The 26,129-nt window shown below is 34.1% G+C and carries 25 protein-coding genes; 19 read left to right on the top strand and 6 right to left on the bottom strand.

The genetic code is table 11. From position 1 onward, the window contains the following. Positions 1-32 precede the first annotated feature (32 nt). The 7 genes from gatB to NAMH_RS05350 all read left to right on the top strand — a co-directional run bounded on the left by gatB (position 33) and on the right by NAMH_RS05350 (position 6,937). Positions 33-1,457 carry an Asp-tRNA(Asn)/Glu-tRNA(Gln) amidotransferase subunit GatB gene (gene gatB, locus NAMH_RS05380; protein ID WP_015902379.1) on the top strand — a complete coding sequence of 475 codons (1,425 nt, stop codon included), beginning with the start codon at positions 33-35 and terminating at the stop codon, positions 1,455-1,457. Next, positions 1,454-3,049, top strand: coding sequence for an ion transporter (locus NAMH_RS05375; protein ID WP_012663960.1), 1,596 nt, complete (start codon positions 1,454-1,456; stop codon positions 3,047-3,049). Before gatB ends, NAMH_RS05375 begins: the two co-directional genes overlap by 4 nt. Then, a complete protein-coding gene (locus NAMH_RS05370; protein ID WP_015902645.1) occupies positions 3,046-3,741 on the top strand; it encodes a potassium channel family protein in 696 nt (231 codons plus the stop codon). The genes NAMH_RS05375 and NAMH_RS05370 overlap by 4 nt, the downstream gene beginning before the upstream one ends. Continuing rightward, complete coding sequence (locus NAMH_RS05365) at positions 3,738-4,622, top strand: NAD(P)H-dependent glycerol-3-phosphate dehydrogenase (RefSeq protein ID WP_012663917.1); 885 nt, start codon at positions 3,738-3,740, stop codon at positions 4,620-4,622. The genes NAMH_RS05370 and NAMH_RS05365 overlap by 4 nt, the downstream gene beginning before the upstream one ends. Before the next feature lie 209 nt (positions 4,623-4,831). Continuing rightward, entirely contained in the window at positions 4,832-5,542 is a 711-nt protein-coding gene (tlyA, locus tag NAMH_RS05360; RefSeq protein WP_015902565.1) for a 23S rRNA (cytidine-2'-O)-methyltransferase TlyA, read from the top strand. 25 nt (positions 5,543-5,567) lie between these two features. Beyond that, positions 5,568-6,620 carry a flavodoxin-dependent (E)-4-hydroxy-3-methylbut-2-enyl-diphosphate synthase gene (gene ispG, locus NAMH_RS05355; protein ID WP_015901959.1) on the top strand — a complete coding sequence of 351 codons (1,053 nt, stop codon included), beginning with the start codon at positions 5,568-5,570 and terminating at the stop codon, positions 6,618-6,620. Beyond that, a complete protein-coding gene (locus NAMH_RS05350) occupies positions 6,617-6,937 on the top strand; it encodes a hypothetical protein (RefSeq protein ID WP_012663487.1) in 321 nt (106 codons plus the stop codon). Before ispG ends, NAMH_RS05350 begins: the two co-directional genes overlap by 4 nt. Here the strand turns inward: NAMH_RS05350 and NAMH_RS05345 are convergent. Further along, positions 6,897-7,154 carry a hypothetical protein gene (locus tag NAMH_RS05345; protein ID WP_015902147.1) on the bottom strand — a complete coding sequence of 86 codons (258 nt, stop codon included), beginning with the start codon at positions 7,152-7,154 and terminating at the stop codon, positions 6,897-6,899. The genes NAMH_RS05350 and NAMH_RS05345 overlap by 41 nt on opposite strands. Before the next feature lie 43 nt (positions 7,155-7,197). Here NAMH_RS05345 and NAMH_RS05340 point away from each other — a divergent pair, with 43 nt between their 5' ends. The 9 genes from NAMH_RS05340 (at position 7,198) to NAMH_RS05300 (ending at position 16,397) form a co-directional block, all read left to right on the top strand. Further along, entirely contained in the window at positions 7,198-8,598 is a 1,401-nt protein-coding gene (locus NAMH_RS05340; RefSeq protein WP_015902387.1) for a replicative DNA helicase, read from the top strand. 8 nt (positions 8,599-8,606) lie between these two features. Beyond that, complete coding sequence (locus NAMH_RS05335; RefSeq protein WP_012663885.1) at positions 8,607-9,191, top strand: hypothetical protein; 585 nt, start codon at positions 8,607-8,609, stop codon at positions 9,189-9,191. After that, positions 9,155-9,874 (top strand): ComEC/Rec2 family competence protein, encoded by a 720-nt coding sequence (locus NAMH_RS05330; protein WP_041361595.1) that lies wholly within the window; start codon positions 9,155-9,157, stop codon positions 9,872-9,874. Before NAMH_RS05335 ends, NAMH_RS05330 begins: the two co-directional genes overlap by 37 nt. Next, complete coding sequence (locus NAMH_RS05325; protein ID WP_015902703.1) at positions 9,867-11,813, top strand: IGHMBP2 family helicase; 1,947 nt, start codon at positions 9,867-9,869, stop codon at positions 11,811-11,813. Before NAMH_RS05330 ends, NAMH_RS05325 begins: the two co-directional genes overlap by 8 nt. An 8-nt stretch (positions 11,814-11,821) precedes the next feature. Then, positions 11,822-12,958, top strand: coding sequence for a class I SAM-dependent rRNA methyltransferase (locus NAMH_RS05320; protein ID WP_015901922.1), 1,137 nt, complete (start codon positions 11,822-11,824; stop codon positions 12,956-12,958). After that, positions 12,955-13,419, top strand: a complete 465-nt coding sequence (locus NAMH_RS05315) for a SixA phosphatase family protein (protein ID WP_015902407.1) — start codon at positions 12,955-12,957, stop codon at positions 13,417-13,419. The genes NAMH_RS05320 and NAMH_RS05315 overlap by 4 nt, the downstream gene beginning before the upstream one ends. Next, positions 13,412-13,876 carry a hypothetical protein gene (locus tag NAMH_RS05310; protein WP_012663521.1) on the top strand — a complete coding sequence of 155 codons (465 nt, stop codon included), beginning with the start codon at positions 13,412-13,414 and terminating at the stop codon, positions 13,874-13,876. Before NAMH_RS05315 ends, NAMH_RS05310 begins: the two co-directional genes overlap by 8 nt. Next, entirely contained in the window at positions 13,866-15,662 is a 1,797-nt protein-coding gene (locus NAMH_RS05305) for a menaquinone biosynthesis decarboxylase (RefSeq protein ID WP_012663739.1), read from the top strand. Before NAMH_RS05310 ends, NAMH_RS05305 begins: the two co-directional genes overlap by 11 nt. Before the next feature lie 99 nt (positions 15,663-15,761). Then, entirely contained in the window at positions 15,762-16,397 is a 636-nt protein-coding gene (locus tag NAMH_RS05300) for a Crp/Fnr family transcriptional regulator (RefSeq protein ID WP_015901888.1), read from the top strand. On the opposite strand, the gene NAMH_RS05295 is transcribed toward NAMH_RS05300, so the two are convergent. The 3 genes from NAMH_RS05295 to NAMH_RS05285 all read right to left on the bottom strand — a co-directional run bounded on the left by NAMH_RS05295 (position 16,387) and on the right by NAMH_RS05285 (position 19,656). Continuing rightward, the gene (locus NAMH_RS05295) at positions 16,387-16,776 is read right to left on the bottom strand and encodes a bacteriohemerythrin (RefSeq protein WP_015902417.1); all 390 of its coding nucleotides are present in this window, start codon (positions 16,774-16,776) and stop codon (positions 16,387-16,389) included. The genes NAMH_RS05300 and NAMH_RS05295 overlap by 11 nt on opposite strands. Positions 16,777-16,844: 68 nt before the next feature. Then, complete coding sequence (hcp, locus tag NAMH_RS05290; RefSeq protein ID WP_015902609.1) at positions 16,845-18,266, bottom strand: hydroxylamine reductase; 1,422 nt, start codon at positions 18,264-18,266, stop codon at positions 16,845-16,847. Positions 18,267-18,333: 67 nt separating this feature from the next. Then, positions 18,334-19,656 carry a chloride channel protein gene (locus NAMH_RS05285; RefSeq protein WP_015902775.1) on the bottom strand — a complete coding sequence of 441 codons (1,323 nt, stop codon included), beginning with the start codon at positions 19,654-19,656 and terminating at the stop codon, positions 18,334-18,336. Positions 19,657-19,727: 71 nt separating this feature from the next. Between NAMH_RS05285 and rgy the strand changes: the two genes are divergently transcribed. Beyond that, positions 19,728-22,946: a reverse gyrase gene (gene rgy / locus NAMH_RS05280; protein ID WP_012663553.1), complete on the top strand. Its 3,219-nt coding sequence runs from the start codon at positions 19,728-19,730 to the stop codon at positions 22,944-22,946. Here rgy and NAMH_RS05275 read toward each other — a convergent pair. Further along, complete coding sequence (locus NAMH_RS05275) at positions 22,918-23,526, bottom strand: sterol desaturase family protein (protein ID WP_015901719.1); 609 nt, start codon at positions 23,524-23,526, stop codon at positions 22,918-22,920. The two genes, rgy and NAMH_RS05275, sit on opposite strands and share 29 nt — an antisense overlap. A 97-nt stretch (positions 23,527-23,623) precedes the next feature. On the opposite strand from NAMH_RS05275, the gene NAMH_RS05270 reads away from it, so the two are divergent. Then, positions 23,624-24,274 carry a phosphoribosyltransferase gene (locus tag NAMH_RS05270; protein WP_015902047.1) on the top strand — a complete coding sequence of 217 codons (651 nt, stop codon included), beginning with the start codon at positions 23,624-23,626 and terminating at the stop codon, positions 24,272-24,274. A 55-nt stretch (positions 24,275-24,329) separates the two neighbouring features. Continuing rightward, positions 24,330-24,743 carry a rhodanese-like domain-containing protein gene (locus NAMH_RS05265; RefSeq protein WP_015902655.1) on the top strand — a complete coding sequence of 138 codons (414 nt, stop codon included), beginning with the start codon at positions 24,330-24,332 and terminating at the stop codon, positions 24,741-24,743. A 94-nt stretch (positions 24,744-24,837) separates the two neighbouring features. Here NAMH_RS05265 and NAMH_RS05260 read toward each other — a convergent pair whose 3' ends face one another. Beyond that, positions 24,838-26,040: an argininosuccinate synthase gene (locus tag NAMH_RS05260; RefSeq protein WP_012663551.1), complete on the bottom strand. Its 1,203-nt coding sequence runs from the start codon at positions 26,038-26,040 to the stop codon at positions 24,838-24,840. Positions 26,041-26,129 lie beyond the last annotated feature (89 nt).

Genomic DNA, 26,129 nt, shown 5'->3' with positions numbered 1-26,129 from the left:
ATAATATATAATTATAAAAATAAGGAGAATTAATGAGTAAATATGAAGTGGTAATAGGTCTTGAGGTTCATGTTCAACTGAATACGAAAACCAAAATTTTCTGTAACTGTGCCACAAGTTTCGGGCATGAGCCTAATACGAACACATGTCCTACGTGTTTAGGGCTTCCGGGTGCACTTCCGGTACTTAACAAAGAAGCGGTAAGAAAAGCGGTAATGTTCGGAAAAGCGGTAAATGCCGAAATTAACAAAAAATCAATATTCGCAAGAAAAAACTATTTTTATCCGGATCTTCCGAAAGGCTATCAGATAAGCCAGTTTGAAATTCCGATTGTAGGAAAAGGAAGTTTGACTATTGAAGTTAATGGGGAAACTAAAGAAATAGGAATCACAAGAGCTCATCTTGAAGAAGACGCTGGTAAAAATATCCATGACGGTGACGTAAGCAAGGTTGACTTAAACAGAGCCGGAACGCCTCTTCTTGAGATAGTAAGTGAACCTGATATGAGAAGCAGCGATGAGGCGATCGCGTATCTTAAAAAACTGCATGCAATAGTAAAATACCTTGGAATCAGTGATGCCAACATGCAGGAAGGTTCTTTCAGATGCGACGCAAACGTTTCAGTCAGACCAAAAGGACAAAAAGAGTTTGGTACAAGGGTTGAGATTAAAAATATTAACTCGTTCAGATTCATAAAACAGGCGATCGAATACGAAATCGAAAGACATATTGAAGCGTATGAATATGACGAATATGAAGATGAAGTTGTACAGGAGACAAGACTTTTTGATTCTAAAACGGGTGAAACAAGAAGTATGAGAGGAAAAGAAGAATCGGCAGATTACAGATACTTTCCGGATCCGGATCTGCTGCCTCTTGTGGTTCCTGATGAATTTTTTGATATCGAAATTCCTGAGCTTCCTGATGAGAAAAAAGAAAGATACATGAAAGAATTCGGTCTTAAAGAGTATGATGCGGGAGTACTTACGGCAGAGCCTGAACTTGCGGCTTATTTTGAAGACTTGGTTGCAAGAGGTTGTGAGCCTGTAATGGCAAATAACTGGCTGGCGGTCGAGCTTTTAGGAAGACTGAATAAAGCCGGATATTCTATAGAAAATTCACCTGTAAGCAGTGAAAAACTTGCAGTACTTATTCTAAGAATAAAAGACAATACGATAAGCGGTGCGGGCGGTAAGAAAGTATTAGATCTTTTAATGGAAGAAGATATTGAAGTTGACGCGGCAATTGATAAACTTGGTCTAAAACAGGTAAGTGACGAGGGTGCGATTGAGAAAATGGTTGATGAAATTCTTGCGGCAAATGAAGATAAAGTAGCTGAATATAAAGCCGGAAAAGATAAACTTTTCGGATTTTTCGTAGGACAGGTTATGAAAGCAAGCAAAGGAAAAGCCAATCCTCAAGTTGTAAATAAAATACTTAAAAGCAAGCTGTCTTGAAGATAAGAGAAGTTATTATTAAAGCCCTTGTGGCTTTTGCCTTTTATCTCGACAGTAATGTTAAATATAAAAAGATAAAAGGCTTTTTTAGAAGATTAATGAACGATGATGATTATACTCCTAAAAAAATCTTTGATTTTTTTATGCTTTTTTTGGTTATTACAAGTGTAGGGATATTACTGTATGATATAAAACATGAGCTTAATCCTTGGCTTGAAGATTTTGATTTTTATATAGTGACTATGATTTTTGCTATTGAGTATATTATCAGGCTTTGGGTTTATAACGATACTCATAAAATTATACTTGAAGAATATGAAGAGTCTACTTTTCTTGAAAGAGAGTTTTCCCTTAAAAACGTTATCAAAAAAGCCCTTTTAAAAAAATGGGAATATATTAAATCCCCGTTTGCAATTATCGACTTTTTGGCGATACTTCCGGGATTCAGATCTTTAAGAATACTCAGGATTTTTGTAATTTTCAGGCTTTTCAAGGTACTTAGATATACAAAAAGTATCAATACGTTTTTGGAAGTACTTGCAAATAAAAAGTTTGAACTTACAATATTATTATTAGCAGTCGGTTTTGTAACTTTTATCGGAGGCGCCGTTATATATGTTTTTGAAGCGCATACTAATCCGAAAATAGATACGATTTTTGATGCAATATACTGGTCTTTAATTACAATATCTACGGTAGGTTACGGTGATATTACCCCTATTACAGAAGAGGGTAAAGTCCTTACGATGTTTTTGATTGTTGTAGGTATTGGATTTATATCTTTCTCCACATCAATCATTGCTTCGGCATTTACCGAAAAACTTCAAGAACTCAAAGCTGACAGGGTGTTCAGAACAATCAAACACATGGAAGATGTGTATTTGATATGTGGATATTCAAATGAAGCTGAAATTTTGGCCGAAAGATTTCAAAAAGATAATATTGATTTCGTAATTGTAGATATGGATGAAGATAGGGTTGAAAAAGCGTCTCATAAAGGGTATATAACCCTAAAAGGCGATATTACTCAAAAAACATTTTTACAGGTGCTTGATTTTAATAAAATATCAAAAATCTTTGTACTTACAAATAACGATATAAGCAACTCGTTTATAGTGCTGAGTGTAAAAGCATACAGTAAAGGGGCTGAAATTATTGCACTTGCCAATGATGAAAGAAATGTAAGCAAAATTAAAAAAGCCGGTGCCAATTATGTTGTGGTACCTTCAACCGTTACGGCTTTGCTTACGGCCGAGTATATTGGGAATCCTATAACATTTGAAGTAATTGATGCGATTTTAACTGAAAAAAGAAATGCTATTATTGATGAAATTATCGTTATTAAAGATTCGATTCTTGACGGTAAACTGATAGGAGAGATAGATTTTGACAGATATAAAATAATACTTTTCGGTGTATTGAAAAGAAGCGAATCCCCGCTTTTAAACGAAACGCTTCAGATTGAGAAAGGGCATTTTTATTTTAACCCTCCTTTTGATTTAAAACTTGAAGAAGGTGATATTTTGGTTGTAATGGGTTACAGCGTTAGTGTTAATTATTTTAAATATCAAATAGAAAGAAGTAGTATATGAGAATTGCAATTTTCGGATTTGACGATTTTGGAGAAAGAGTAGCGAGATTTCTTAATAAAAAAGACTTAATCATTGTTGTTTTGGATGAAAAGGAAGAAGCAAGGGCGAGAGAAAAACTTTATGACGTAATCAAACTTCATAATATAGATGACGACGAAATAGGAAAAATTGAAGAGTTTGATATTGCTATTGCCGTATTGCACGATGAGGATAAGAACCTGTTTTTGTGTTTGACGTTAAGAGATCTTTTTCCGGATAAAAAGATTATTGCAAAAGTTGCGGATAAAGACAATGAATATAAGTACAAACTTGCAGGTGTTAGCAAACTTATTAATCCTTTTGAGGTAACCGCAAACAGAATTATGACTATTCTTAAAAAGCCTCTAACACTTAAGGTTATAGAAGAAATAATTTTTCAGGATAATAAACTTTCTTTCGCTGAAATAGTGATACCTCCTAATTCGTTTTTAGACGGGAAATATATAAAAGATATATATAAGGATATTTCATCGCTTTATAATTTACTGATAATTGGTATAGTGGATAAGGAACTCTCAGAAAACGTTCAGTTTGTAACAAAAGGGTATAATCATAAAATTGACGAAGGCGATATTTTAATAGTAGTAGGTGACATTGAAGAAATCGAACGCTTTAAGCAGGATTTAGAGCGTTTTCACGGAGGAGAGGCATGATATCTGTAATAGGCGGTGGTGCATGGGGTAGCGCACTTTACTATGCTATAAAACAAAAAGTACCTGATGCTGTTATAACCTCCAGAACCAAGAGAGATATTGACGGGTTTGTAGATTTAAAACAAGCATTAAAAAACGAATATATCTTAATTGTGATTGCAGCACAGGCGATTAAGGATTTTTTGAGAACTGTGGATTTAAAAAATAAAAAAATATTGGTTGCAAGTAAGGGTATCGATAACGAAAAATTAATGTTTTTAAATGAAATATTTGAAGAGTATGTAGAAGCTGAGAACCTTGCTTTTATTTCGGGTCCGTCTTTTGCAAAGGAAGTAAAGGAAAACAAACCCACAGCTCTTGTAATAGCTTCAAAAAATCTTAAACTGGCTGAAGAATTCAGTAAGTTTTTTCCTCCGTTTTTGAAAATTTACACCGACAGTGATGTAGAGGGTGTAGAGGTTGCAGGAGCATATAAAAACGTAATAGCGATTGCCAGTGGAATATGTGAGGGGCTGAATCTTGGCAAAAACGCCAAAGCGGCTCTTCTTGCCAGAGGTCTTGTAGAAATGGACAGATTCGGTGAGTTTTTCGGAGCGAAAAAAGACACATTTTTAGGAGTGGCGGGAGCGGGGGATCTTTTCCTGACAGCAAATTCTACAATGAGCAGAAACTACAGAGTCGGACTTAACCTTGCAAAAGGAAAACATCTTAACGATATATTAAACAAACTCGGAGAAGTCGCAGAAGGTGTTTATACTACAAAAGCTATATATGAGCTTTCAAAAAAACACAATATTTATACACCTATAGCCGATGAAGTGTATAAAATTATATATGAAAACAAAAAGCCGTTAAAATCTTTGGAGGATTTGCTAAAGTGATCCCGTAAGGGAGAAGAATAAATTATTTTGCTTTTTTAACCGCACCTGCTACGATTGAAAGCATAAGTCCTGTTGCGATAACGCACATTGCGATAGCTATGAATCCGCTAAATCCCATTTTTTCTCCTTTATTTGGTTTGGATTATTATAACAAATTATGTGAATATGTGAATAAGATTTGTTAAAATTTCTAAAAAAAAGTGAAAAACATGAGGCTTGACCAGTATTTAGTAACAAATGAATATACATTTAGCAGAAATAAAGCTCAAGAAATTATAAAGAGCGGGTATGTGAAAGTTAATGATAAAATCATTAAAAAACCTTCTTTTAAAATTGCTGAAACAGACAGTGTAGAGGTACTGCAAAATGACGGATATGTTTCACGAGCCGCGTATAAACTCAAAAATTATCTACAAAAACACGGTATAAACTTTGAAAATAAAACAGTGCTTGATATAGGCTCAAGTACAGGAGGTTTTACGCAGGTTGCACTTGAAGAAGGTGCCCAAAAAGTGGTTAGTGTGGATGTCGGAAGAGAGCAGCTTCATGAAACTTTAAGAAGCAATCCTAAAATAGAACTGTTTGAAAATACTGATATAAGGGAATTCAGTTATCCTGAAAAATTTGATGTAATTGTTAGTGATGTAAGTTTTATTTCTCTTCTTAAAATAATAGATAAAATTGACGAACTCTCTAAAAATGAAATAATCTTACTGTTCAAACCGCAGTTTGAAGTGGGTAAAGAAGTAAAAAGAGACAAAAGAGGTGTCGTAACTGATAAAGAGGCCATACAAAAGGCAAAAGAAAATTTTGAAAAAGAGTGTATGAATTTCGGATGGGAGCTTGTAAGAAGCGAAGAATCGAGCATTAAAGGTAAAGAAGGTAATACCGAGTTTATTTATCATTTCAAAAAAGTTTGATATAATCGCACAAAAAAGGTCTGTTTTGATTAAAAGATATCCAACGAGAAAAATCAAAGTCGGAAATGTTGATGTGGGAGGGGATGCTCCTATTTCAGTCCAATCCATGACATATTCCAAAACAAAAGATATAGAATCCACACTTGATCAAATAAACAGATTGTATTTTGCAGGTGCCGATATCGTAAGGGTGGCGGTACTTGACGAAGAAGACGCACTTGCTCTTAAAGAAATAAAACAAAAATCTCCTCTTCCTGTTATTGCCGATATACATTTTAATTACAGACTCGGGCTTAAAGCCGCCGAGGTTGTAGACGGTCTTAGGATTAATCCGGGAAATATCGGCGGTAAAGAGAGAGTAAAAGCTATAGTGGATGCATGCAAAGCAAGAAAGATACCTATAAGAATCGGTGTAAATGCGGGAAGTTTGGAAGATCATCTTGAAAACAAATACGGACAGACTCCAAAAGCAATGGTCGAATCCGCTCTTTGGCATATTAAGTTTTTGGAGGATCTGGACTTTTTTGATATTAAAGTCTCACTAAAAGCAAGCGACGTACAAAGAACGGTTGAAGCTTACAGAATGTTAAGACCTCTTGTTGATTACCCGTTTCATTTGGGTGTAACGGAAGCCGGAACGAAATTTCACGCAACAATAAAAAGCGCGGCCGCATTCGGAGCGCTGCTGCTTGACGGAATAGGCGATACAATGAGGGTATCTATTACTGGAGAACTTGAAGAAGAAATAAAAGTAGGCAAGGCTATTTTAAAAGATTTGGGACTCAGTAAAGAAGGAGTTAATATTATTTCATGTCCTACATGCGGAAGGATTGAAGTGGATCTTCCGCCTATTGTAGAAGCTGTTGAAGAAGCTACCAAACATATAAAAAAACCGCTTAACCTTGCCGTAATGGGATGTGTGGTAAATGCAATCGGTGAAGCAAAAGAAGCAGATGTCGCAATTGCATGCGGCAAAGGATACGGACTTATTATTAAAAAAGGTGAAATAATAGGTAAATATAAAGAAGAAGAACTGCTTGAGAAATTTTTAGAAGAAGTTAAAAAGGAGAGCGAATGAGTGCTGAGGCAATGATTTATATAATAGGTGCGTCAATTTTTTCGATTGCTTTTATTTTTATGATTATGCTTTTAAGACGTATAGAAATTAACGAAGAAAGTATCTTAAAAATATTGGGTGAACATGCTGAAGAGATAAAAAAAGCAAAAAACGATGAAGAGTTAAAAAAATTAATAAGAGACCTTCCAAAAAAGAAAAGAACTAAACTTAAAACACTTTTTGAATCACAAGATCTTTATGATGCCGTTAAACATATTAAAAAACACGTAATTAAAACTAATTATCCCCAAGAAGGTGCAGACGCAAATCAGGATTAGCCAAAACTTCATCAATAACGATTTCCAAATCTTCTTTTGCATTTTCAAGCATTTTGAATTTTTCTTCGTTTTCCGATAAAATAACACCAATATCGATAGGGTTTTTTGTGGCTTTTAAGTGCTCTATTAAGTCTTGATCATCGGTTTGAATATAGATACTTCTTAATTGCAGTGTGGCAAGAGAATCTTTGTAAGGGTATGTGATTTTTAAAATCATTAAAAACCTTTTTTATATAATTTTAACATAAAAGGATTAAATTGTGGAACTTTATAATTTAGATATTGAAAGAGGGATATTAAGCGCTATACTGTTTGACGGTAAAATTTATGAAGATGTGGCCGCTATTTTAAAACCTCTTGATTTTTATCTTCCGTTTCATCAGAATCTTTTTGCCGCAATGGAAGATCTTTATAAAAAAGATTATCCGATTGATGAAATTTTTTTAAAAGACCATTTGGTTAAACAAAACAAATTTGATGAGGAGCTCTTTTTAGAAATACTCGGAACCGCACCTATTGAAGCTGTTGAGGCTTATGCGAGGGAAATAAAAGATTTGGCGGTTAAAAGAGAGCTGATTCATCTCTCAAACGAAATCAAAAAAACAGTACTTGAAGATGATAAAAAAGCAATCGAAGAAGTTGAGGAGATACAGGGTAAACTATTTAGTATTGCTACATCCAACCTTGCGGGGGATTTTAAAGAATCAGAAGCCATTATAAACGATACTCTTGAATATATTAAAACACAAATCAGTAAACAAAATAAAATCGTAACAGGACTTGATACGGGATTTGTGGAACTTAACAGATTTACAAGCGGTTTTGGTGAAGGGGATTTGATTATCCTTGCAGCAAGACCGTCAATGGGTAAAACGGCACTTGCACTTAACCTTGCACTTAATGTATTAAAACAGGATAAGGGAGTGGCGATATTCTCACTTGAAATGCCTGCGGAGCAGCTTATGCTAAGAATGCTCAGCGCCGCCGGTAAAATACCTCTTCAGGATTTAAGAAGGGGTAACCTTGACGATAACGAATGGAGTAAACTTACGGCTGTGGCGGATGAGCTTAGCGAAAAGCCTCTTTTTGTCGATGACGAAGGTAATGTAAACATTCATACAATAAGGGCGAAACTAAGAAAACTCAAAATGCAAAACCCGGAACTTTCTCTTGCGATTATTGATTATTTACAGCTAATCAGTTCTGATCAGAGGGAAAGACATCTTGCTATTGCGGAGATCAGCAGAAGTTTAAAACTTTTAGCAAGGGAACTTCAGATTCCGATTATCGCACTCTCACAGCTTAACCGTTCACTTGAGAGCCGTCCGAATAAAAGACCGATGTTAAGCGACCTCAGGGAATCCGGAGCAATCGAACAGGATGCCGATATTATTATGTTTATATACAGGGATGATGTATATAAAGCAATGGAAGCGAAACAAAAACAAAAAGAGGCCATGGAAAAAGGTAAAGCTGTAGAAATCGATTTTCAGGAAAAAGAGGTGGAGGATGCCGAAGTTATTATAGGAAAGCAGAGAAACGGACCTACAGGGACCGTTGAAATGCTTTTCCATAAGAAATATACACTTTTTACAGATAAAGTCAGTGAGGTACAGGAAATTCAGATGAATGAAGCGCAAATTGAAATGCCTTCCATTTAAAAAATAAAATGGAAAACGGCAAACTTAAATTATATGAAGTTTATTACAGGTGTAAAAACTGTTTAGCTGCTAATAAGTTTATAATATTTATTTTTCTTCTTTTACTTCTTGCAAGAGTTCAGATTTCTTTTTTTAATTATCTTGATTTTAGATACGATAAATTTAATACGTTGAATGCTAAAGTTGTCAATCAATATATAAAACACGGCAAAAGAGGAGATTATCACGTCTTAAAACTAAAAACGAAAGATTTGACTTTTTATACAACATCTAAAGAAAATCTGAAGTTTCTTTTAAACGAAAATATAAAACTTACCGTAGTAACATCAAAAATTGCGTTTTTGGATTATCTTTTTACGTTTTACGCTCCGGGTTTTAATATAAGACTGGTGCCTGTTTCTAAAATAGACGAATATATTGAAAAACAGCATGCGGATAAAAAAATGCAAAATATATTTAAAGCTCTTTTTTTAGGGGAAAGTATAGACTATAACACAAGACAGCAGTTAAGTACGCTCGGAGTATCGCACTTAATTGCCTTAAGCGGTGTTTACATTTGGGGTTTATTTCTCTTTTTTTATATCTGTTTTTAACTCCGTTTTATAAATTTTTCCAAAAGAGATTTCCTTACAGAAACAGATTTGTGGATTTGGCGGTCATAATTTTCATAATAGAGTTTTGTTATTTATATGTAACAGGGTTCCCACCTTCTTTAATAAGGGCTTATGTGTTGGAAATCGTTGTGTTTTTATATGCTTATAATCTGCAAAACCCTTTTTCATTAAAAGTTTTAGCAGTTGTTTTTTTTGTTTCTTTTCTTGTTTTTGGTGTTAAGGTTTTTAGTTTGGGTTATTTTTTGAGTATTACGGGGGTTTTTTATATTTATCTTTTTTTCAGATATTACAAACCGACTTTTATTAACTCTTTGTTACTTAGTTTTTATATGTTTTGTATGATGTTTGTTGTTTCACATTCGTTTTTCGGTAATTTTAACCTGTTTCAACTTTTGTCGCCTTTTGTTAATATACTGTTTACGTTATTTTATCCGTTGGAGATTCTTTTGCATATATTGGGAATCGGAGGAGTTTTTGATCAGCTTTTACTGAAATATCTGGATTTTGGAAACGAGTTTTTAATAGTAAAATTTCCTTTGTGGTTTGCATATCTGTTTTTAAGTCTCGGTATGTTTTCTTTTTTTTCAAAAAAGCTCTTTTATGGTATAAATCTGTTATCATTAGTAATAATATTTTATGTAATAGGAGTTTATATTGTATAAGTTTAAAGACACAAAAGAGTATGTTGATTATTTTAACGAACTGATAGAAAAAGAACGTAAAGCCGAAAAAGAGTTTCACTTAAACGAAATAAAAAGACTCAGCGGCAACGAAAGACAAAAAAGAGGCCGTGCCGTTTTGGGTCTGAGGATGAAATTTGTAGGTGAGTTTTTGGATTTTAAAATTTACAGATTCAACAGAAACAATATGCCGGATCATCAGATAAAAGTAGGGGATATTGTCCTTGTAAGCAAGGGGGAACCTCTTAAATTTAACCAAGAAGCGACTGTCAGCGGAGTCGGCAAAAACTTTATAGAGGTTTACTCAAAAGAGCCTATTTTCCGCTCTAAACTTTATAGGCTGGATCTTTTCGTAAACGATATTACGTTTAAAAGAATGAAAAAAGCGCTCAATGAAGTGGAAAATGGAAAATGGAAAATGGAAAATGGCGTGGATGTTTTGTTGGGGAAAAAAGAGCCGAATGTAGTGGAGGCTCAGGAAAAAAGCGATATTTTAAACGATTCCCAAAATATCGCTCTTAGCAAGTCAATTAATTCCGATGTTTTTCTGATTCACGGGCCTCCGGGAACAGGTAAAACCACGACTCTTGCTGAGGTTATCAAAAAACACATCGGTAAAAAACTGCTTGTGAGTGCCGACAGTAACGTGGCGGTTGACAATCTTTTGGAGAAATTGAAGGATTTTAATGTTGTAAGAATAGGCCATCCAGCCAAGATGGATTCTAAACTTATGAAATACTCTTTGGATGTGAGAATAAGAAGGGATAAAAGATACAAAGAAATTGAAAAAATCATTAAAAAAATAGACGATTTGAAATATCTGCAGGAGAAAAAATACAAAAAACCGACTCCCGGAAGAAGAAGAGGGCTCAGTGATGAGGAGATATTAAAATACGCGAAAGAAGGTAAAGGCGCAAGAGGTGTTTTGAAAGAGTGGATGAAAGAGATGGCCGAGTGGCTTAAAATCCAAAAAAACATCAATAAACTTTTTGATGAAAAAAACAAAAAAACCCAGGAAATCATGGATGATATCCTTGAGAACGCCCAGATCGTATTCGCAACCAATTCGGCATGCGGCGGGGAGTTTTTGGAAGAGAGGGAATTTGATACGGTATTTATAGATGAAGCCGCCCAGGCGATGGAACCGAGCACGCTTATACCTATGATAAAAGGTAAGCAGATAATATTTGCAGGTGACCACAAGCAGCTGCCGCCTACGATACTTAGCAATGACGAAAGACTGAAGGTTTCTCTTTTTGAGCGTTTTAGCGAACTTTATCCAAAAGCAGTTCATACACTGGGGATTCAATACAGAATGAATGAAAAAATAAACGAATTTCCAAGCTGCAAATTTTATGATTGTAAAGTAAAAACTTATGAAGAGATAAAAAACATCACTATAAAAGATCTAAATATCCAGCCGGATAGTGAATACGGTGATTACGAACCTGTGGTGTTTATAGATACATGCGGGAAATTTATGGAAAAATCCAAAAAAGATTCACCCTCTAAATACAATCCTAAAGAAGCAGAATTTGTGGTGTCGCTTGTTGAAAAACTTTTAAAAAACGGTGCAAAGGAAGAACATATAGGGATAATCACCCCGTATAAAGACCATGAGGAGTATATTAAAAAAGTTATCTCTTCACATCTTCACGACTTCACAACTTCACTACTTGAAGTTAAATCGGTGGACGGTTTTCAGGGTAGGGAAAAAGAGATAATTATTTTAAGTCTGGTAAGAGCGAATGAAAAAGAGGAAATAGGGTTTTTAAGTGATATCAGAAGATTAAACGTTGCTATTACGAGAGCTAAAAGAAAACTCGTAATTATTGGAGACGCCAAAACACTTTTAGTAAATGACACATATAAAAATTTGATAGAATATATTAAGAAAAACGGCGTTTATAAAAAAATATAAGGTAAAAAATGAAAATTGAAATAACGAAAGAAGCGTACGATAAATTAAAAAAAAGAGTTCCCTGGCTTTATAAAAACGAACTTGTTTCAGTTCCTGAATGTGACGGAGGCAGTATTGCGGATTTGGTTTATAAAAATGAATACGTGGCTACCGCATTTATTAATCCTAAAAGTAAAATTACCGCAAGAATTCTAAGTTTTGAAAAGATTACAGTAGACAGGGATTTTTTTAAAAAAAGAGTTCAAAAAGCTATAAATAAAAGAACAATTTTAAATAACACCAACTCTCTAAGGCTTATACATTCGGAAGCGGATTTTCTGCCCGGTCTTATAGTTGACAGATACGGGGACAATCTGGTCGTTAGTTTTACAACGGCGGGCATGGATAATTTTAAAGGTGTGATAATCGAGATATTGATCGAACTGTTAAATCCGAAAGGAATTTATGAAAAAGGTGACAGAATCCGTGAAAAAGAAGGGCTTGAAGTAGTTTCACATACTTTATACGGCAATGTAGATAATGAGTTTGTAATTGAGGAAAACAATAAAAAATTTTTAACTAATTTAAAAGAGGGACAAAAAACAGGGTTTTTTTTAGATCAGAGAAAAAACAGAGAAATAGTTGGAAAATTCGGTAACAAAAAAACCCTCGATCTGTTTGCGAATGCGGGAGGATTTGGAATATATGCAGGTGCTGAATATACGAAATTTGTTGAAATATCAGCTCTTGCCTGTTCTCAGATAGAAAGAAACTGCGAATTAAACGGTGTAGAAAATTACGATATTATAAAAGCGGATGTTTTTAAGTTTTTGGAAAAAGAAAAAAAAACGTACGATCTGATAATTATAGACCCGCCTGCATTTGCTAAAAACAAAAAAGCGAGAAGAGGTGCCATTAAAGGATGGAAATATTTAATTGTAAATGCTCTTGAGTTACTTGAAGAGGATGGTTATTTGGCATTGTTTAGCTGTTCTCATTCCATAACATCAAAAGATCTTCTGGATCTTTCCCTTAGCAGTAGTGTAATTAATAACTGTTATCTTGAGGTGGTTGAGTTTTTGAAACAAGATATTGATCACCCTTATGTGTTAAATATACCGAACTCTTTATATCTGACAGGAGTTTTATTAAGGAAAATAAAATGAAAATATTGTTTATCAGACATTCTCTTGCCATGGAAAGAGATGAATGGACGGGACACGATTTTGAGAGACCTTTAACGGATAAAGGTATGAAAAGAGCGAAAAAGTTTTTTAAACATATTAAAAAAATATATCCGGAAATAGATTATATAATTACTTCAAAAGCCCTAAGGGCAAAGCAGACTGCGGAGATTTTAAGAGGGTTTTATAACAGTGAGGTGTATGAAGAAACTCCGCTTTTATATCCCGGAGCCACTTTTAACGATTTAAAGCAGGCAATAAAAAATAAAGAAGGAATAATTGCAATAGTAGGACATGAACCGGATTTGAGTAATTTCGTAAAAGAGCTGATGTATGCGCCGAATCTCAAACTAAAGCTCAGAAAACCGTCACTAATCGAAATGGAAGAGGGTATTATGAAAGCTCTTATTCAATACAGACATTTTAAGGACGAACATGCTTGATAAATTAAAAAACGACATATTCAGTGAGATTGCACTTTATTTTCTTTTTCATTCATATGATAAAAAAAGCCTTGAAGAGTTTTTAAAAGAGTACAATCTTCAGGATCTTGTAAAATATTACGACGAAATAAACTCTCTTGAACTGAGCGAAGAAGAACTTATGAAGTACTTTGACGGCAATTATGAAAAGATTTCCCGTGAACTCGCACTTTTCTTCGCTCCGTTTTTGCCGGAAGATTTTGTTATTAATAAGGATCTTGAAAAATTAAGACTTCAGCTTGTATCGGTTTACGGAGATGAAATAAGCGACGCCATTATAAAAGCTCTTGAAATTTTAAGTATGCTCTCATTTCCGAAAGACCTGAAAGAGAAAGAGTATCTGCTTAAAGAAGTATTTAAAATAATGCTTTTACTTTCAAAAATTATGAAACTGTTAAAGGGTGAAGATGAATCTTAATGATTTGCAAAAACATATAAAAGTAATAGACGAACCACTTGATATTAATCTTGAAATACCGCATCTGGCTTATATAGAGGCAAAAAAGGAAAATCCTAAAATACTGATGTTTACAAATCCCGTAGAAAACGGCAGAAAATTCGATATGCCGGTTGTTATGAATATTTTTGCAAACGATGAGGTGGTAAGGGAGATATTCGGAAGAGACCTTGACGAAATAGCGGAGGAGATAGAATCCCTTATCAAAATGAAACCTCCTAAGACACTTAGTGAAAAACTAAAAGCGTTCGGAAAACTCTTTGCGATTAAAAATACAATTCCTAAAAGCGTTAAATCGGCAGAGTGTCAGTACAGAGTCTACCAGGGGGATGCCGCAAAACTTTCTAATTTACCGATACTTAAAACATGGGAGCTTGACGGCGGAAAGTTTATCACAATGGGGCAGGTTTATACCAAAAGCCTTGACGGAAGCATCAGAAACGTCGGAATGTACAGACTTCAGGTGTATGATGATAAACGCCTCGGACTTCACTGGCAGATACATAAAGACAGCGCGCATCTGTTTTGGGAGTATAAAAATGCAGGCAAAAAAATGCCCGTTTCAGTTGCAATAGGAGGGGATCCTCTTTGGACATGGTGTGCTACAGCCCCTATGCCTCCTGGGATATTTGAAGTAATGCTCTACGGGTTCGTAAGGCGCGAAAACCCTAAACTCGTTAAATGTATAAGTAACGATATTGAAGTGCCTGTTGATGCGGATATTGTGATTGAGGGATGGTGTGATCCGAGTGAAATGGAAATAGAAGGAATGTTTGGTGATCATACGGGGTATTATACACTTAAAAAACCTTTTCCGGTAATGCATGTAGAAGCAATAACAACCAAAAAAGACCCGGTATTTTACGCAACGGTAGTCGGCAAACCTCCTTTGGAAGACAAATATATGGGTTATGCCACTGAGAGGATATTTTTGCCTCTTCTTAAAACCACTTCACCGGATCTGATTGATTATGCAATGCCTGAAAACGGTGTGTTTCATAACCTGATTTTGTGTAAAATAGCTCCGAGATACCCGGGCCACAGTATGCAGGTGATGCACTCTTTGTGGGGTGTTGGGCAGATGAGCTTTGTAAAACACGCCTTTTTTGTAGGAGAGGACGCGCCTGAACTCAGAGATTATGAAAATATAACAAGATATATACTCAACAATCTCGACCCTGAAAAAGTGCTTATAAGCAAAGGTGTGGTTGACGAACTTGACCACTCAAGCGTTGAAGAGCTTGTAGGCGGAAAGCTCGGGGTGGACGCAACGGCTGAATGTAAAGTGAAAAGTGTAAAGTGTAAAGTTTTAAGTGATAAGCAGCTTTTTGAGAAAATAAAAGCGCTTGATGAGAGTGTCGAGGAGATTAAGCAGTATATGACGGATAGCAAAAATCCTGTATGTGTGATAAGGTTTAATAAAACAAAACCTGCAAGGGAAATTTTCGATAAGCTGAAAGAGCTCAAAGAACATTTAAGAGTTGTGGTGTTTATAAATACTTCCGAAACGTATAATCCTTATATGCTGGTATGGAGGGTGACAAACAACATTGATGCCCTAAGAGATGTGTGGATTGAGGAAATCATAGGAATAGATGGTACCAACAAAAGTGAAATTGACGGATTTAACCGTGAGTGGCCGCCTGATGTGGATACAACACCAGAAATTATTGAAAAACTTAAAAAAATGAATTTAATTGACGGGATTTCTGAAGAAAAATTAAAAAAATTTCAGGTAATTGAATAGAGGTTTATTACTTTAGGTAAAAACTTTGAATTATATTTGTAAAATTATCGTAACCATAAGTTGAAGTATGTGATAAAATACGAAAAAAAAGAGGTATAGATGGAATTAAGTAGTCTTTTTTTATTCAGGGGGCTCAGTCCTGAAGAAATTAAAGAAATAGAAAAAATTACTATTGTTAAAAATTTAAAAAAAGACGAAATAGTGTTTTATGAAAAGGAAAATCCTGCTTATTTACATCTTTTAATCAGTGGTAGTGCAAGAGTATATAAAGTTGATAATAAAGGAAACGAACTAATAATACATAAATTCTTTCCCGTATCTCTTATAGCCGAACTTGCCAATTTTGAAAATATGCCGTATCCTGCAAACTGCGCAATGGATGAAGACGGTGTAATATTAAAAATAGAGTTTGAAAAATTCAAAAAATTTATGAAAAGCGGGGATGTCTGTTTTTCTATAATGAGTTCCCTTCTTAAAAAAATGAAGTTTCTTGACGGTATTATTCAGGACAACCTGATACTCGATACCGAAACAAAAATTGCTAAATTTATTTATGATAACGATGAAATGTTCGGAGAACTTAAACAACACAGTATTGCTATGCTTTTGAATATAAAGCCGGAGACACTCAGCAGAAAATTAAAAAAATTCAAAGAATATGGAATTATAGAAAATATTGGCAGTAAACTTGTTGTAAAAAATAAAGAGAAAATAAAAGAAATTTTCAAATGGTAGCGTTTACCATTTTAAAAAATCCGGCTGTTACAGTGTCTATAGTGTTTATATGATTTTCAAGCCATGGTACGAAAGACTTTGTTAAATAATCTTTTAAGTATTCTCTGTCGTTTAAATCTTTTTTAAGCTCTTCAAGCTCGTTTAGGATTCTATCATGTTCCATCTTATGCGGAACTATTGCAAAAAAATTGTATTTTTCCATAAGTTTTTCTTCAAAAGCAAAATGTTCCTTGACATCGTTTAAAAACTCTTCGTACGCTTTTTCAACATTGCTGTCATTTTCAATTGCTTCATATAGTCTGTTTACATATTCTAATTCACGGTTATGTATCTCGTTCATCGGCTCAAATGCAACCGGATTCACTTTTTCTATTAACATATTAATACCTTTTTATCTGAAATTATATAAAAAAAGAGGCACAAAGGCCCCACAAAGGAGGAGAATAATTAAGAAGCAAGTTCTTTACCGAAATCTTTATGGATATCACCGCTGATTACACCGAAGTTGAAGTTTTCAACTAAGAAGTTAACGATTGCTTCATCAGCGAATTGAGGTGCGTTTGGCCCGATTAGGATATCTTTTATTCCAAGGCTTAGTAATGCTAATAGAATAATAATAGCTTTTTGTTCCATCCATAGAAGTGCGATTGATACCGGAAGATCATTTACATCTTCTACACCAAGTGCGTTTGCAACTGCAAGTGCGATATGAACTGCACCGTTTGAGTCGTTACACTGACCAAGGTCGATGTATCTTGGAATGTCAGTTCCAGGTACTGTTCCGAAATCTACGTCGTTAAATCTGAATTTACCACAGCTTGATGTGATAATGATATGATCTTTAGGTACTGCAAGAGCTAATTCTCTGAAGTAATCTCTTTTTTTACCAGGTGCGTCACATCCTGCGATAACCCATACTCTTTTTAGTTTTCCTTCTTTAATAGCATCAAGAACTTTTGCTCCGTATGCGTCAAGAACAGTTTTGTAGTGATGTCCTGTTACAAGTTTTTCATCACTGTCGAATCCTGTAATGTCTGGAAGTTCTAAAGTTTGATCGATTAGCGGATCGAAATTGTCGTTTTCGATTTTTTTAGCACCTTCAATACCTACGATTTTGTAAGTGTATAGTCTATCGATGTAGTTTTTAACTTTCGGTGATTTTTCAGGCGGTACGATACAGTTAGTATTTACCACACAAGTTCCGTTCCATTTGCTGAAAATATCAGTCTGGTCGAACCATGCTTTACCGATGTTACCTTTTAGGTTTTTGAATTTTTTCAAATGAGGGTAACCGTGTGCAGGTAGCATTTCTGAGTGAGTGTATACGTTAATTTTATCGCTTAGTCCTCTTTCTTCAATTCTTTTTAGAAGTTTTTCAAGCATGTCAAGGTTGTGCCCTGATACAAGGATACCTTTACCTTCAGCTTTGTTTTGAGTAACTTCCACAGGTGCAGGGATCCCAAGCGCTTTTGTATGAGCTTCGCTTAATAAGTCCATAACTTTTACACCAGCGTTACCAACTTTCATAAGCTGAGCAATATGCTCGTCGAAGTTGAAGTTTACGTTTGTTAATGTAAAATATAATGTTTCAGCGATAACATCATCAATTTCAGTTAAAATCGCTCTTTCATCTGGATTGTTCATGTCAATTAATTCTCTTGCATGTTCTCTGTATGCGCTAAGACCTCTTAGACCGTAAGTCATTAAATCTTGTAATCTTGATTTGGTTGAGTCTTTACCACACACACCTTTGCTCTCACCATGGCTTCCACATCCGCCAGGTGCAGACATTTCACACTGCCAACAAAGGAATTTTAAATCACATGCGTTAGTTTTGTTTTCTTCTTTTTTTCCGAATAATCCGAACATTTGTACTCCTTAAATTTTGTTACAGGAGTATTTTAGTCTTTTGTGGAATATAATTCATTGACTGCGGTCAATGGATTTTAAGATTTGAAAAATTTATATTTATTGTGTTAAATTTTTTAATATTGAAGTTTAATCTTGTAAGGTATGTAATTATAGCCACACTAAATCCGGTAGCAACCACGACATTATAATCATTGGTGATTTCAAGTGCGAGTACTATGGAAGTAAACGGCAGCTTCATAAGTACACCCATAAAAACGGCGGCACCTATAGCTGCAAAATAAAACGGTTCAATATTTACATGAAATTTAAAAGCAATAGCTCCGAATACATAACCGGTAAGAGCTCCGATACTCATCAGCGGTACGAACATACCTCCTATTGCATTAGAATATATTGAAAACGTAGTGGCGATAATTCTTAAAAAAAGAAGTTCGAATATTAAAAAAAGAGGAATTATTTTTTCATTATTAATAAGCATCGTAACAATGTTATGTCCTGTAAATCCTGCGTAAGGGCTTAATATAAGAATAGAGGCAATAACACTTCCACCGATTATTGCAAATATAATATCTTTAAATCTTCCGAATTTATTAAAAAGCTTTAAATTTAGTAAATAAAGTATTTTGTCCTGGAGTATTAAATATAAATAGATAAAAAAAGTAATAAACGGAATAAAAAGTGCGGTTAAATATATATATCTAAAATCTATTTCACGTCCGGCTGAATATATAAACGTAAAAGAACTAAGATATTGTACAGAAATTGTAAAGGCACTTAAACTACCGACAATAATAAATGAGATATAACTTTTTACAAAATTAGAAGCGATACTTTCAATTGCAAAAGCAATTCCTGTAATAGGAGATACGAAAATAGCGGAAATCCCGCTGCTTGCACCTACACTAATAAGTGGTTTTACAAGATTTTGAGGTAAATTCATAAATTTATGTATTTTTGAGGCAATCATGGCTCCTATTGCCGCTGAGGGACCTTCGTTTCCGACTGCAAAGCCACTACCAATTGAAAGTGCTGAAGCTACAATTTTTAAAAAAAGATTTTTTAACGTAATCATTTCCCTGTTTTCTGAAACGATTTCGGTAATTTCACTAACTCCGTATTCTTTTACACTATTGTCATAAGCAATAATCAGATTTATAATAATAATTGACACTATCGGAATAAAAAAGATATACCACATCGGTAATTTATGTATTGAATTTAAAGGATCTCCGAAAAACAGTAGTCTTGATATATATTTCGTTAACAAGTCATATATAACGACAAAAATACCGCTTATAGTACCTGTAATAAAAGAAGCTATTAAAAAATTTCTGAATATTGAAAACTTACTTAAAGGCAGTTTGAAAAGTTTTATGATATTTATCATCATATTTTCCTTTTTCAGTAAGGTTCAATTATATCACAAATATGTTATTATCAAATAAAAAAAGGTGCGAAATGCTGCACATAATTTATAAAAATGAATGTCCAAGATGTGGTGGGGATATCTCTTCGGTTAATCTTAATAAGGGAATGTTTTGTGACGAATGTATGAAAAGCAAGAAAAAAGAGTGGAATTTAGAAAATTGTGAAAATTTATTAAATTATGAAAAATACTGCATTGCAGATAAAAAAGTAAACGAATTTAATGAGTTTTTTAAATTTAAATGCGGTAATGAACTTAATTCAATTCAAAAAATGTGGGCTAAACGGTTTTTTTTGGATAATTCTTTTGCTCTGTTGGCGTCTACGGGGATTGGCAAGACTACGTTCGGTTTGCTTTTAAGTGCGTTTGTAAAGAATTCATATATTTTATTTCCTACAAAACTTTTGGTGGCTCAAGCGGCGGAGAAATATAAAAAGTGGGGGATTGAATTCGTTGCATATATGGGCAAAAAAAGTGAAAAGGAACTGATTGAAAAAGGCGAATATGATATTTTAATAACCACAACGCAGTTTTTGTACAAAAACAGATCCTTAATAAAACGGAATTTTGAGTTAATATTTGTTGATGATGTGGATTCCATATTAAAAAGCGGCAAAAAAATAGCTGATATTTTGACGCTTTTAGGAATAGATAAAAACAGTATAGAAAAGACGTATGAATTAATTAAAAACCAAAAATATTCGGAAATAAAATCTGTGTCAAAAAAAGGAAATTTAATTGTTTCATCCGCTACGGCGAACCCGAAATCGAAAAAAATACTGCTTTTTAAATATCTTTTAGGCTTTGAGGTGAGCCGTCCTAATTTTAATTTAAGAAATATAGAGGATTTATATGATGAAAACTATTCATGGGATCACTCTGTTAAATGGATAAACGAACTCGGCAGAGGCGGTCTTTTGTTTTTACCGGGAAACGAAACGAAAGATACGCTTTATGAATATATAGATTTTTTAAATACAAAAAATATCAAAGCGTATTCATATGAAGATTTTGAAAAACATTTGGAAGAATTTAAAGAAGGAAAATGTTTTTTTGTCGGGTTTGCAAGCTATAAAAACCCTTTAGCCCGTGGCATTGATCTTCCGGAATATATTAAATATACACTTTTCGTGGGGGTCCCTAAAATTGAATTTAATTTAAAGGATGAAAATTTCAGGGCTTTTTATTTCATCATGCTAAGCCTCCTGCCGTATCTTGTAAAAAATAATTTATCTCAAAAGGAAGTAAGTGAAATACAAAATGATTTGAATTATTTAAAAAAATATATTTATCTCTCCAAAATCAACGTAAATACACAGCAAAAAATAGCGGATATACTGATAAGATTTAAAAATACCGTAAAAAAATATGAAGATATTATAAAAACGGCGGAAAATATTAGTTTTGACGGCGAAAAATTTATAATAGCCGATGTAACCGGTTATATTCAGGCAAGCGGGAGAAGCAGCAGGTTTTACAAAGGACATTTGACTAAGGGGCTTAGCTTGTTGCTTGTGGATAATAAAAAAGCGTTTTATTCATTAAAAAAGAAACTTAAATGGTTTGGTGAAATCGAGTTTAAAAATGTGGAGGATGTTGATATTAAAAAGGTTTTAACTGAGATTGAAAAAAGCAGAACGGAAAATGTTAAAACGGAGTTTAAGACAAGTTTTGTTATAGTCGAATCGCCTACCAAAGCCAAAACAATAAGTTCTTTTTTCGGTAACCCTTCTAAAAGGATCATCAATAATGTAGCGGTGTATGAGGTTTTGTCGCAAGACAGGGTTTTAATCATTGCGGCAAGTATCGGACACGATTTTGATTTGGTAAAAGACGAAGGGGTTTGGGGTGTAAAAGATCTGATTCCGATTTTTCATGTGCTCGAAAACAAAGATAAAATACTTCAAACGTTAAATATTAACGCAAATGAAGTCGAGGAGGTGTATGCGGCCACAGACCCCGATAGGGAAGGTGAAAAAATCGCTTTTGATTTAACGATGATCAATAAGCCTTATAATATGAATATTAAAAGAATAGAGTTTCATGAGATTACCAAACAGGCGTTTGAAGAAGCGCTAAGCATTCCAAGAGAAATTGATTTAAATCTTGTTAAATCTCAGCTTTTTAGAAGAATTACGGACAGATGGGTCGGGTTTAAAATTTCTTTGTATTTACAACGGCTTTTAAATAACACTCATCTTTCTGCCGGAAGGGTTCAGACACCTGTTTTAAAATGGATATGCGAAAGAACCGGGTTGTTAAAAGAAAAAATTTACGTCGTTATTATCAGGTTTAATAATGTTTCGATAGATTTTGAGTTTGATACTAAACAAGAAGCAAATGAGTTTTTTAATTCGTTGAAAGAGAGTGTTTATATTAAAAAATTATCATCAAACACCGAAGTAATGTTTGAAAAACCGTTTAATACACCTGATTTACTAAAAGAAGCCTCAAACAAACTAAGATTTTCTCCTCAAAAAACAATGCAGCTGGCACAGGAACTGTTTGAAAAAGGCTTTATAACGTATCACAGAACAGACTCTTACAGAATTTCCGATACCGGTAAAGCGATAGCAAAAACGTATATATTGGAAAATTTTTCAAAAGATTATTTAAAATTCAGAAATTTTGAAAGCAAAGGGGCTCATGAGGCGATAAGAGCTACAACTTCAATGGATGCCGATGAATTAAGAAGTTATATGCTCGAAAGGAATATTCTTCTTTCGGAAGAACATCTGAGACTTTATGATTTGATTTTCAGAAAATTTATTGCTTCTCAAATGAAAGAAGCTAAAGTACTGAAAGAGAAGTTTTTGATTTTATTAAAAGAGAAGAGTTTTATTACTGAAATTGTCGAAAACGGATATAACCTCATTTATCCGATCAATATTTACATTATAAGTGAGGGTGAGAATAAAATTGTTAAAGAATTAAGACAAAAACCGAAAGCCGCTCCTTATACATATGCTGAAGTAATTGAAGAAATGAGATCAAAAGGCATCGGCAGACCTTCAACTTATGCGATTATTATTGAAAAACTTTTGAAAAGAAAATATATTACAGACAAAAACGGATATCTATTTGCCACAAAATTGGGATTTAGAATAATAAAAGAAGTTTATAAAAGCGATTTTAAAGATTTTGTAAGTGAAGAGTTTACTGCTGAACTGGAAAATATCATGGATAAAATTGAAGAAGGGAAAACAGAATATGAAAAAGAACTTAAGAAGCTTTTTTCTTTACTCTTTTAAGTTTTTCTATTCCTTTTAGATCTTCTTCAGTCCATTGATAATATGTACCGAAAACTCTGTCCCAGATATCTGTTGTAATACCGTGGTTTAAAAGAGGTTTTTTATGATGAACAAAATGAAACTCCTGCATATATCTCCAGTAATTGCTTGCAAATTCACGTCTGTGCATAATATGATGCATGATTCCGTAGTTGAAATATCCGAGTGCCATACCTCCGACAATTGCAAATGCGTCGCTGCTCGGCATAAAAAAATGAAAAAGCCATGCAAAAAACGATGCTATTACCGCACTCATAAAAAACGGCATTGCGTCGTAACTGAAAGGGTTTTGATGGTGATGCGCATGCCCTTCGATAAATACTTTAAAAGGATGGTTTTTATGAAACAGCCATGCATGAACCGCATATTCCAAAAATGTAAAAAATATCACACCTACAATAAACAGTCCCAAACTTGCCCATATATCAGTAGAATAATAAATACTTAAGCCTAAAAAAACCACAGCTGTTAAAAAATCAACACACAAACTTAAATAATAATTCCATTTCGAAGCCGTCATCTTTAATATAAAGTCTTTCATTTCCCTCTCCTTAAGTTAATCTTATGAGTTATTATAATTTGTAATTATATCAGAAAGTAATAGCAATTTGATATAATTAAATAAAAAAAGGACAAAAATGTATGAAAATAGAAGAAGTGCCGGAAAGATGCTGGCTGAAAAGCTGAAGAAGTTAAAAGAGGAGGGGAAAATAGTTGATCCGGTAGTTGTTGCACTTCCAAGAGGAGGTGTCCCTATTGGAGTAGAAATTGCAAAGGCTCTTAATGCTCCTTTGGATTTATTGTTTGTTAAAAAAATTCCGGCTCCAGGTAATGAAGAGTTGGCTATCGGAAGTGTAAGTGAAAACGGCATTGTTTTTTTAAATCAGGAATTAATTGATAAATTTGGCGTTGATGAAAGTTATTTACAGGAAAAAGGTATTGAAAAAATTCAAGAAATGGCAAGACTCAGAGACAAATATAAACATGATCCGGTTCCGCTTGAAGGAAGAGATGTTATTTTGGTTGATGACGGAATAGCAACTGGTGCAAGTATGTATTTAGCCGCGCAGAGTATTGCAAGGGATTTACCAAGAAGTATAATAATCGCTGTGCCAGTGGCTCCAAAAGATGAGAATATTTTAAATATGCTTAGGAGTGTTTCACATCATTTGGAAATTTTAGAAACTCCTGAAATGTTTATGAGTGTAGGAAGATGGTATGATGATTTTCATCAGTTAAGTGACGAAGAAGTAAAAGAGCTGTTAAAGGAATTAAAAGTAAAAAATTAATCATCTTGAATTAGTGTGAGTTTAGAGTTATAATATAAAAAAAAAGGAGGGTGAAATGGCAAAATTAACACAGTTTGAAAATGAAGTTGTAGGAAGATTTAAAGAAAGTCTTACATTTAACAAAGAGAAAGAAAATTTGGCAAATATTGATATTCACAAAGCAAGAGAATTATTAAAAGAGGTAGGAGCTATTTTACTTGATGTTACGCTTCCGCATTTAGTAGATCCACAAAACGCAGAAGAAGCAGGAATTGTTAATGCATACTATACTCCTTACCCGGAATTTGCGGATTATATAGATATATTGCCTGATGATAAGACACAGCCGATTGTTGTAGCTTGCAGAAAAGCATTTTTCGCAAGCAGAATAAAAGGTTTATTAGATATATTAGGTTATGAAAATGTTTATGTGATGACTGATGACATTAAATATCTTATTGAAGCTCATTTGGCACATACGGAAGGATAAATTTCCTTCCGATATTAGGAAAAATGATAAAATATATTTTTTGTTATATGGTGACAGACACTTATTTATATGAAAAAAAGGAAATAAGAGAAAATTATTTTTTGCCTCTTACGTATCCTTCGATAATAAACCTAAGAGCGTTTAGTTTAATAAATCCTTCAGCGTCTTTTTGATTATATACGCTGTCTTCTTCGAATGTAGCGAATTCAGGGCTGAAAAGTGATTTTGGCGATTTTCTTCCCACTACCGTTACGTTTCCTTTGTAAAGTTTTAGTCTTACAGTTCCTTCACAGTTTTCCTGAGTCTGGTCGATTAGTTTTTGAAGAGCTTCCCTTTCAGGAGAGAACCAGAATCCGTTGTAAATAAGCTCTGCGTATTTAGGCATGATTTCGTCTTTAAGGTGAGCTTCACCTTTATCAAGTGTAATGCTCTCAATTGCTCTGTGCGCTTTTAGAAGGATAGTTCCTCCCGGAGTTTCATAACAACCTCTGCTTTTCATTCCGACAAATCTGTTTTCAACTATATCAAGTCTTCCGATACCGTGTTTTTTACCGTATTCGTTTAGTGTTTCAAGTATCTGTGCAGGAGTCATTCTCGCACCGTTAATTGCAACCGCGTCGCCTTTTTCAAAATCGATTTCGATATATTCAGGCTTGTCAGGAGCTTTTTCAGGTGATACCGTCCATCTCCACATATCTTCTTCAGGTTCCGCCCAAGGATCTTCCAAAATTCCGCCTTCGTATGAAATATGAAGAAGGTTCGCATCCATTGAATAAGGAGATTTTTTACCGTGTCTGTTAATTGGAATACCGTGTTTTTCCGCATATGCAAGCAGTTTTTCCCTTGAATTTAGATCCCATTCTCTCCAAGGTGCGATTACTTTGATATCAGGTTTTAATGCATAATATCCGAGTTCGAATCTTACCTGGTCGTTTCCTTTTCCTGTCGCTCCGTGTGCTACAGCTTCAGCACCGACTTGTTTAGCAATTTCGATCTGTCTTTTTGCAATTAAAGGTCTTGCGATTGAAGTCCCAAGTAGATATTCGCCTTCATAAATCGCATTTGCCCTGAACATTGGGAATACGTAATCTCTAACAAAATCTTCTCTTAAATCTTCGATAAAAATATTTTCAGGTTTTACACCAAGTTTTATTGCTTTTTCTCTCGCTTCTTCTACTTCCTCACCCTGTCCGATGTCAGCTGTGAATGTTACAACTTCCGCATTGTAAGTGTCCTGAAGCCATTTAAGAATGATACTTGTATCAAGTCCTCCACTATATGCCAATACAACTTTCATTGAATTCCTTTTAATAAATTTTATGAAATTATACTAAAAATTATCTTTGCATTGTCACTTACGAATTTTCAATTAATAAAATATTGTAT

Origin of the sequence: Nautilia profundicola AmH (assembly GCF_000021725.1) — a bacterium.
GTDB classification, from domain to species: domain Bacteria; phylum Campylobacterota; class Campylobacteria; order Campylobacterales; family Nautiliaceae; genus Nautilia; species Nautilia profundicola.
This window is presented reverse-complemented; position numbering and strand designations above follow the sequence as displayed.

What these genes read in the sequence shown, in the direction of transcription:
- NAMH_RS05300 (WP_015901888.1), top strand. Translation starts at nt 15,762, where the DNA reads ATGGAATTAAGTAGTCTTTTTTTATTCAGGGGGCTCAGTCCTGAAGAA.
- NAMH_RS05260 (WP_012663551.1), bottom strand. Translation starts at nt 26,040, where the DNA reads ATGAAAGTTGTATTGGCATATAGTGGAGGACTTGATACAAGTATCATT.
- NAMH_RS05310 (WP_012663521.1), top strand. Translation starts at nt 13,412, where the DNA reads ATGCTTGATAAATTAAAAAACGACATATTCAGTGAGATTGCACTTTAT.
- gatB (WP_015902379.1), top strand. Translation starts at nt 33, where the DNA reads ATGAGTAAATATGAAGTGGTAATAGGTCTTGAGGTTCATGTTCAACTG.
- hcp (WP_015902609.1), bottom strand. Translation starts at nt 18,266, where the DNA reads ATGTTCGGATTATTCGGAAAAAAAGAAGAAAACAAAACTAACGCATGT.
- NAMH_RS05295 (WP_015902417.1), bottom strand. Translation starts at nt 16,776, where the DNA reads ATGTTAATAGAAAAAGTGAATCCGGTTGCATTTGAGCCGATGAACGAG.
- NAMH_RS05335 (WP_012663885.1), top strand. Translation starts at nt 8,607, where the DNA reads ATGGAAAACGGCAAACTTAAATTATATGAAGTTTATTACAGGTGTAAA.
- NAMH_RS05305 (WP_012663739.1), top strand. Translation starts at nt 13,866, where the DNA reads ATGAATCTTAATGATTTGCAAAAACATATAAAAGTAATAGACGAACCA.
- NAMH_RS05320 (WP_015901922.1), top strand. Translation starts at nt 11,822, where the DNA reads ATGAAAATTGAAATAACGAAAGAAGCGTACGATAAATTAAAAAAAAGA.
- NAMH_RS05350 (WP_012663487.1), top strand. Translation starts at nt 6,617, where the DNA reads ATGAGTGCTGAGGCAATGATTTATATAATAGGTGCGTCAATTTTTTCG.
- NAMH_RS05345 (WP_015902147.1), bottom strand. Translation starts at nt 7,154, where the DNA reads ATGATTTTAAAAATCACATACCCTTACAAAGATTCTCTTGCCACACTG.
- tlyA (WP_015902565.1), top strand. Translation starts at nt 4,832, where the DNA reads ATGAGGCTTGACCAGTATTTAGTAACAAATGAATATACATTTAGCAGA.
- NAMH_RS05315 (WP_015902407.1), top strand. Translation starts at nt 12,955, where the DNA reads ATGAAAATATTGTTTATCAGACATTCTCTTGCCATGGAAAGAGATGAA.
- NAMH_RS05265 (WP_015902655.1), top strand. Translation starts at nt 24,330, where the DNA reads ATGGCAAAATTAACACAGTTTGAAAATGAAGTTGTAGGAAGATTTAAA.
- rgy (WP_012663553.1), top strand. Translation starts at nt 19,728, where the DNA reads ATGCTGCACATAATTTATAAAAATGAATGTCCAAGATGTGGTGGGGAT.
- NAMH_RS05285 (WP_015902775.1), bottom strand. Translation starts at nt 19,656, where the DNA reads ATGATAAATATCATAAAACTTTTCAAACTGCCTTTAAGTAAGTTTTCA.
- NAMH_RS05270 (WP_015902047.1), top strand. Translation starts at nt 23,624, where the DNA reads ATGTATGAAAATAGAAGAAGTGCCGGAAAGATGCTGGCTGAAAAGCTG.
- NAMH_RS05370 (WP_015902645.1), top strand. Translation starts at nt 3,046, where the DNA reads ATGAGAATTGCAATTTTCGGATTTGACGATTTTGGAGAAAGAGTAGCG.
- NAMH_RS05365 (WP_012663917.1), top strand. Translation starts at nt 3,738, where the DNA reads ATGATATCTGTAATAGGCGGTGGTGCATGGGGTAGCGCACTTTACTAT.
- NAMH_RS05275 (WP_015901719.1), bottom strand. Translation starts at nt 23,526, where the DNA reads ATGAAAGACTTTATATTAAAGATGACGGCTTCGAAATGGAATTATTAT.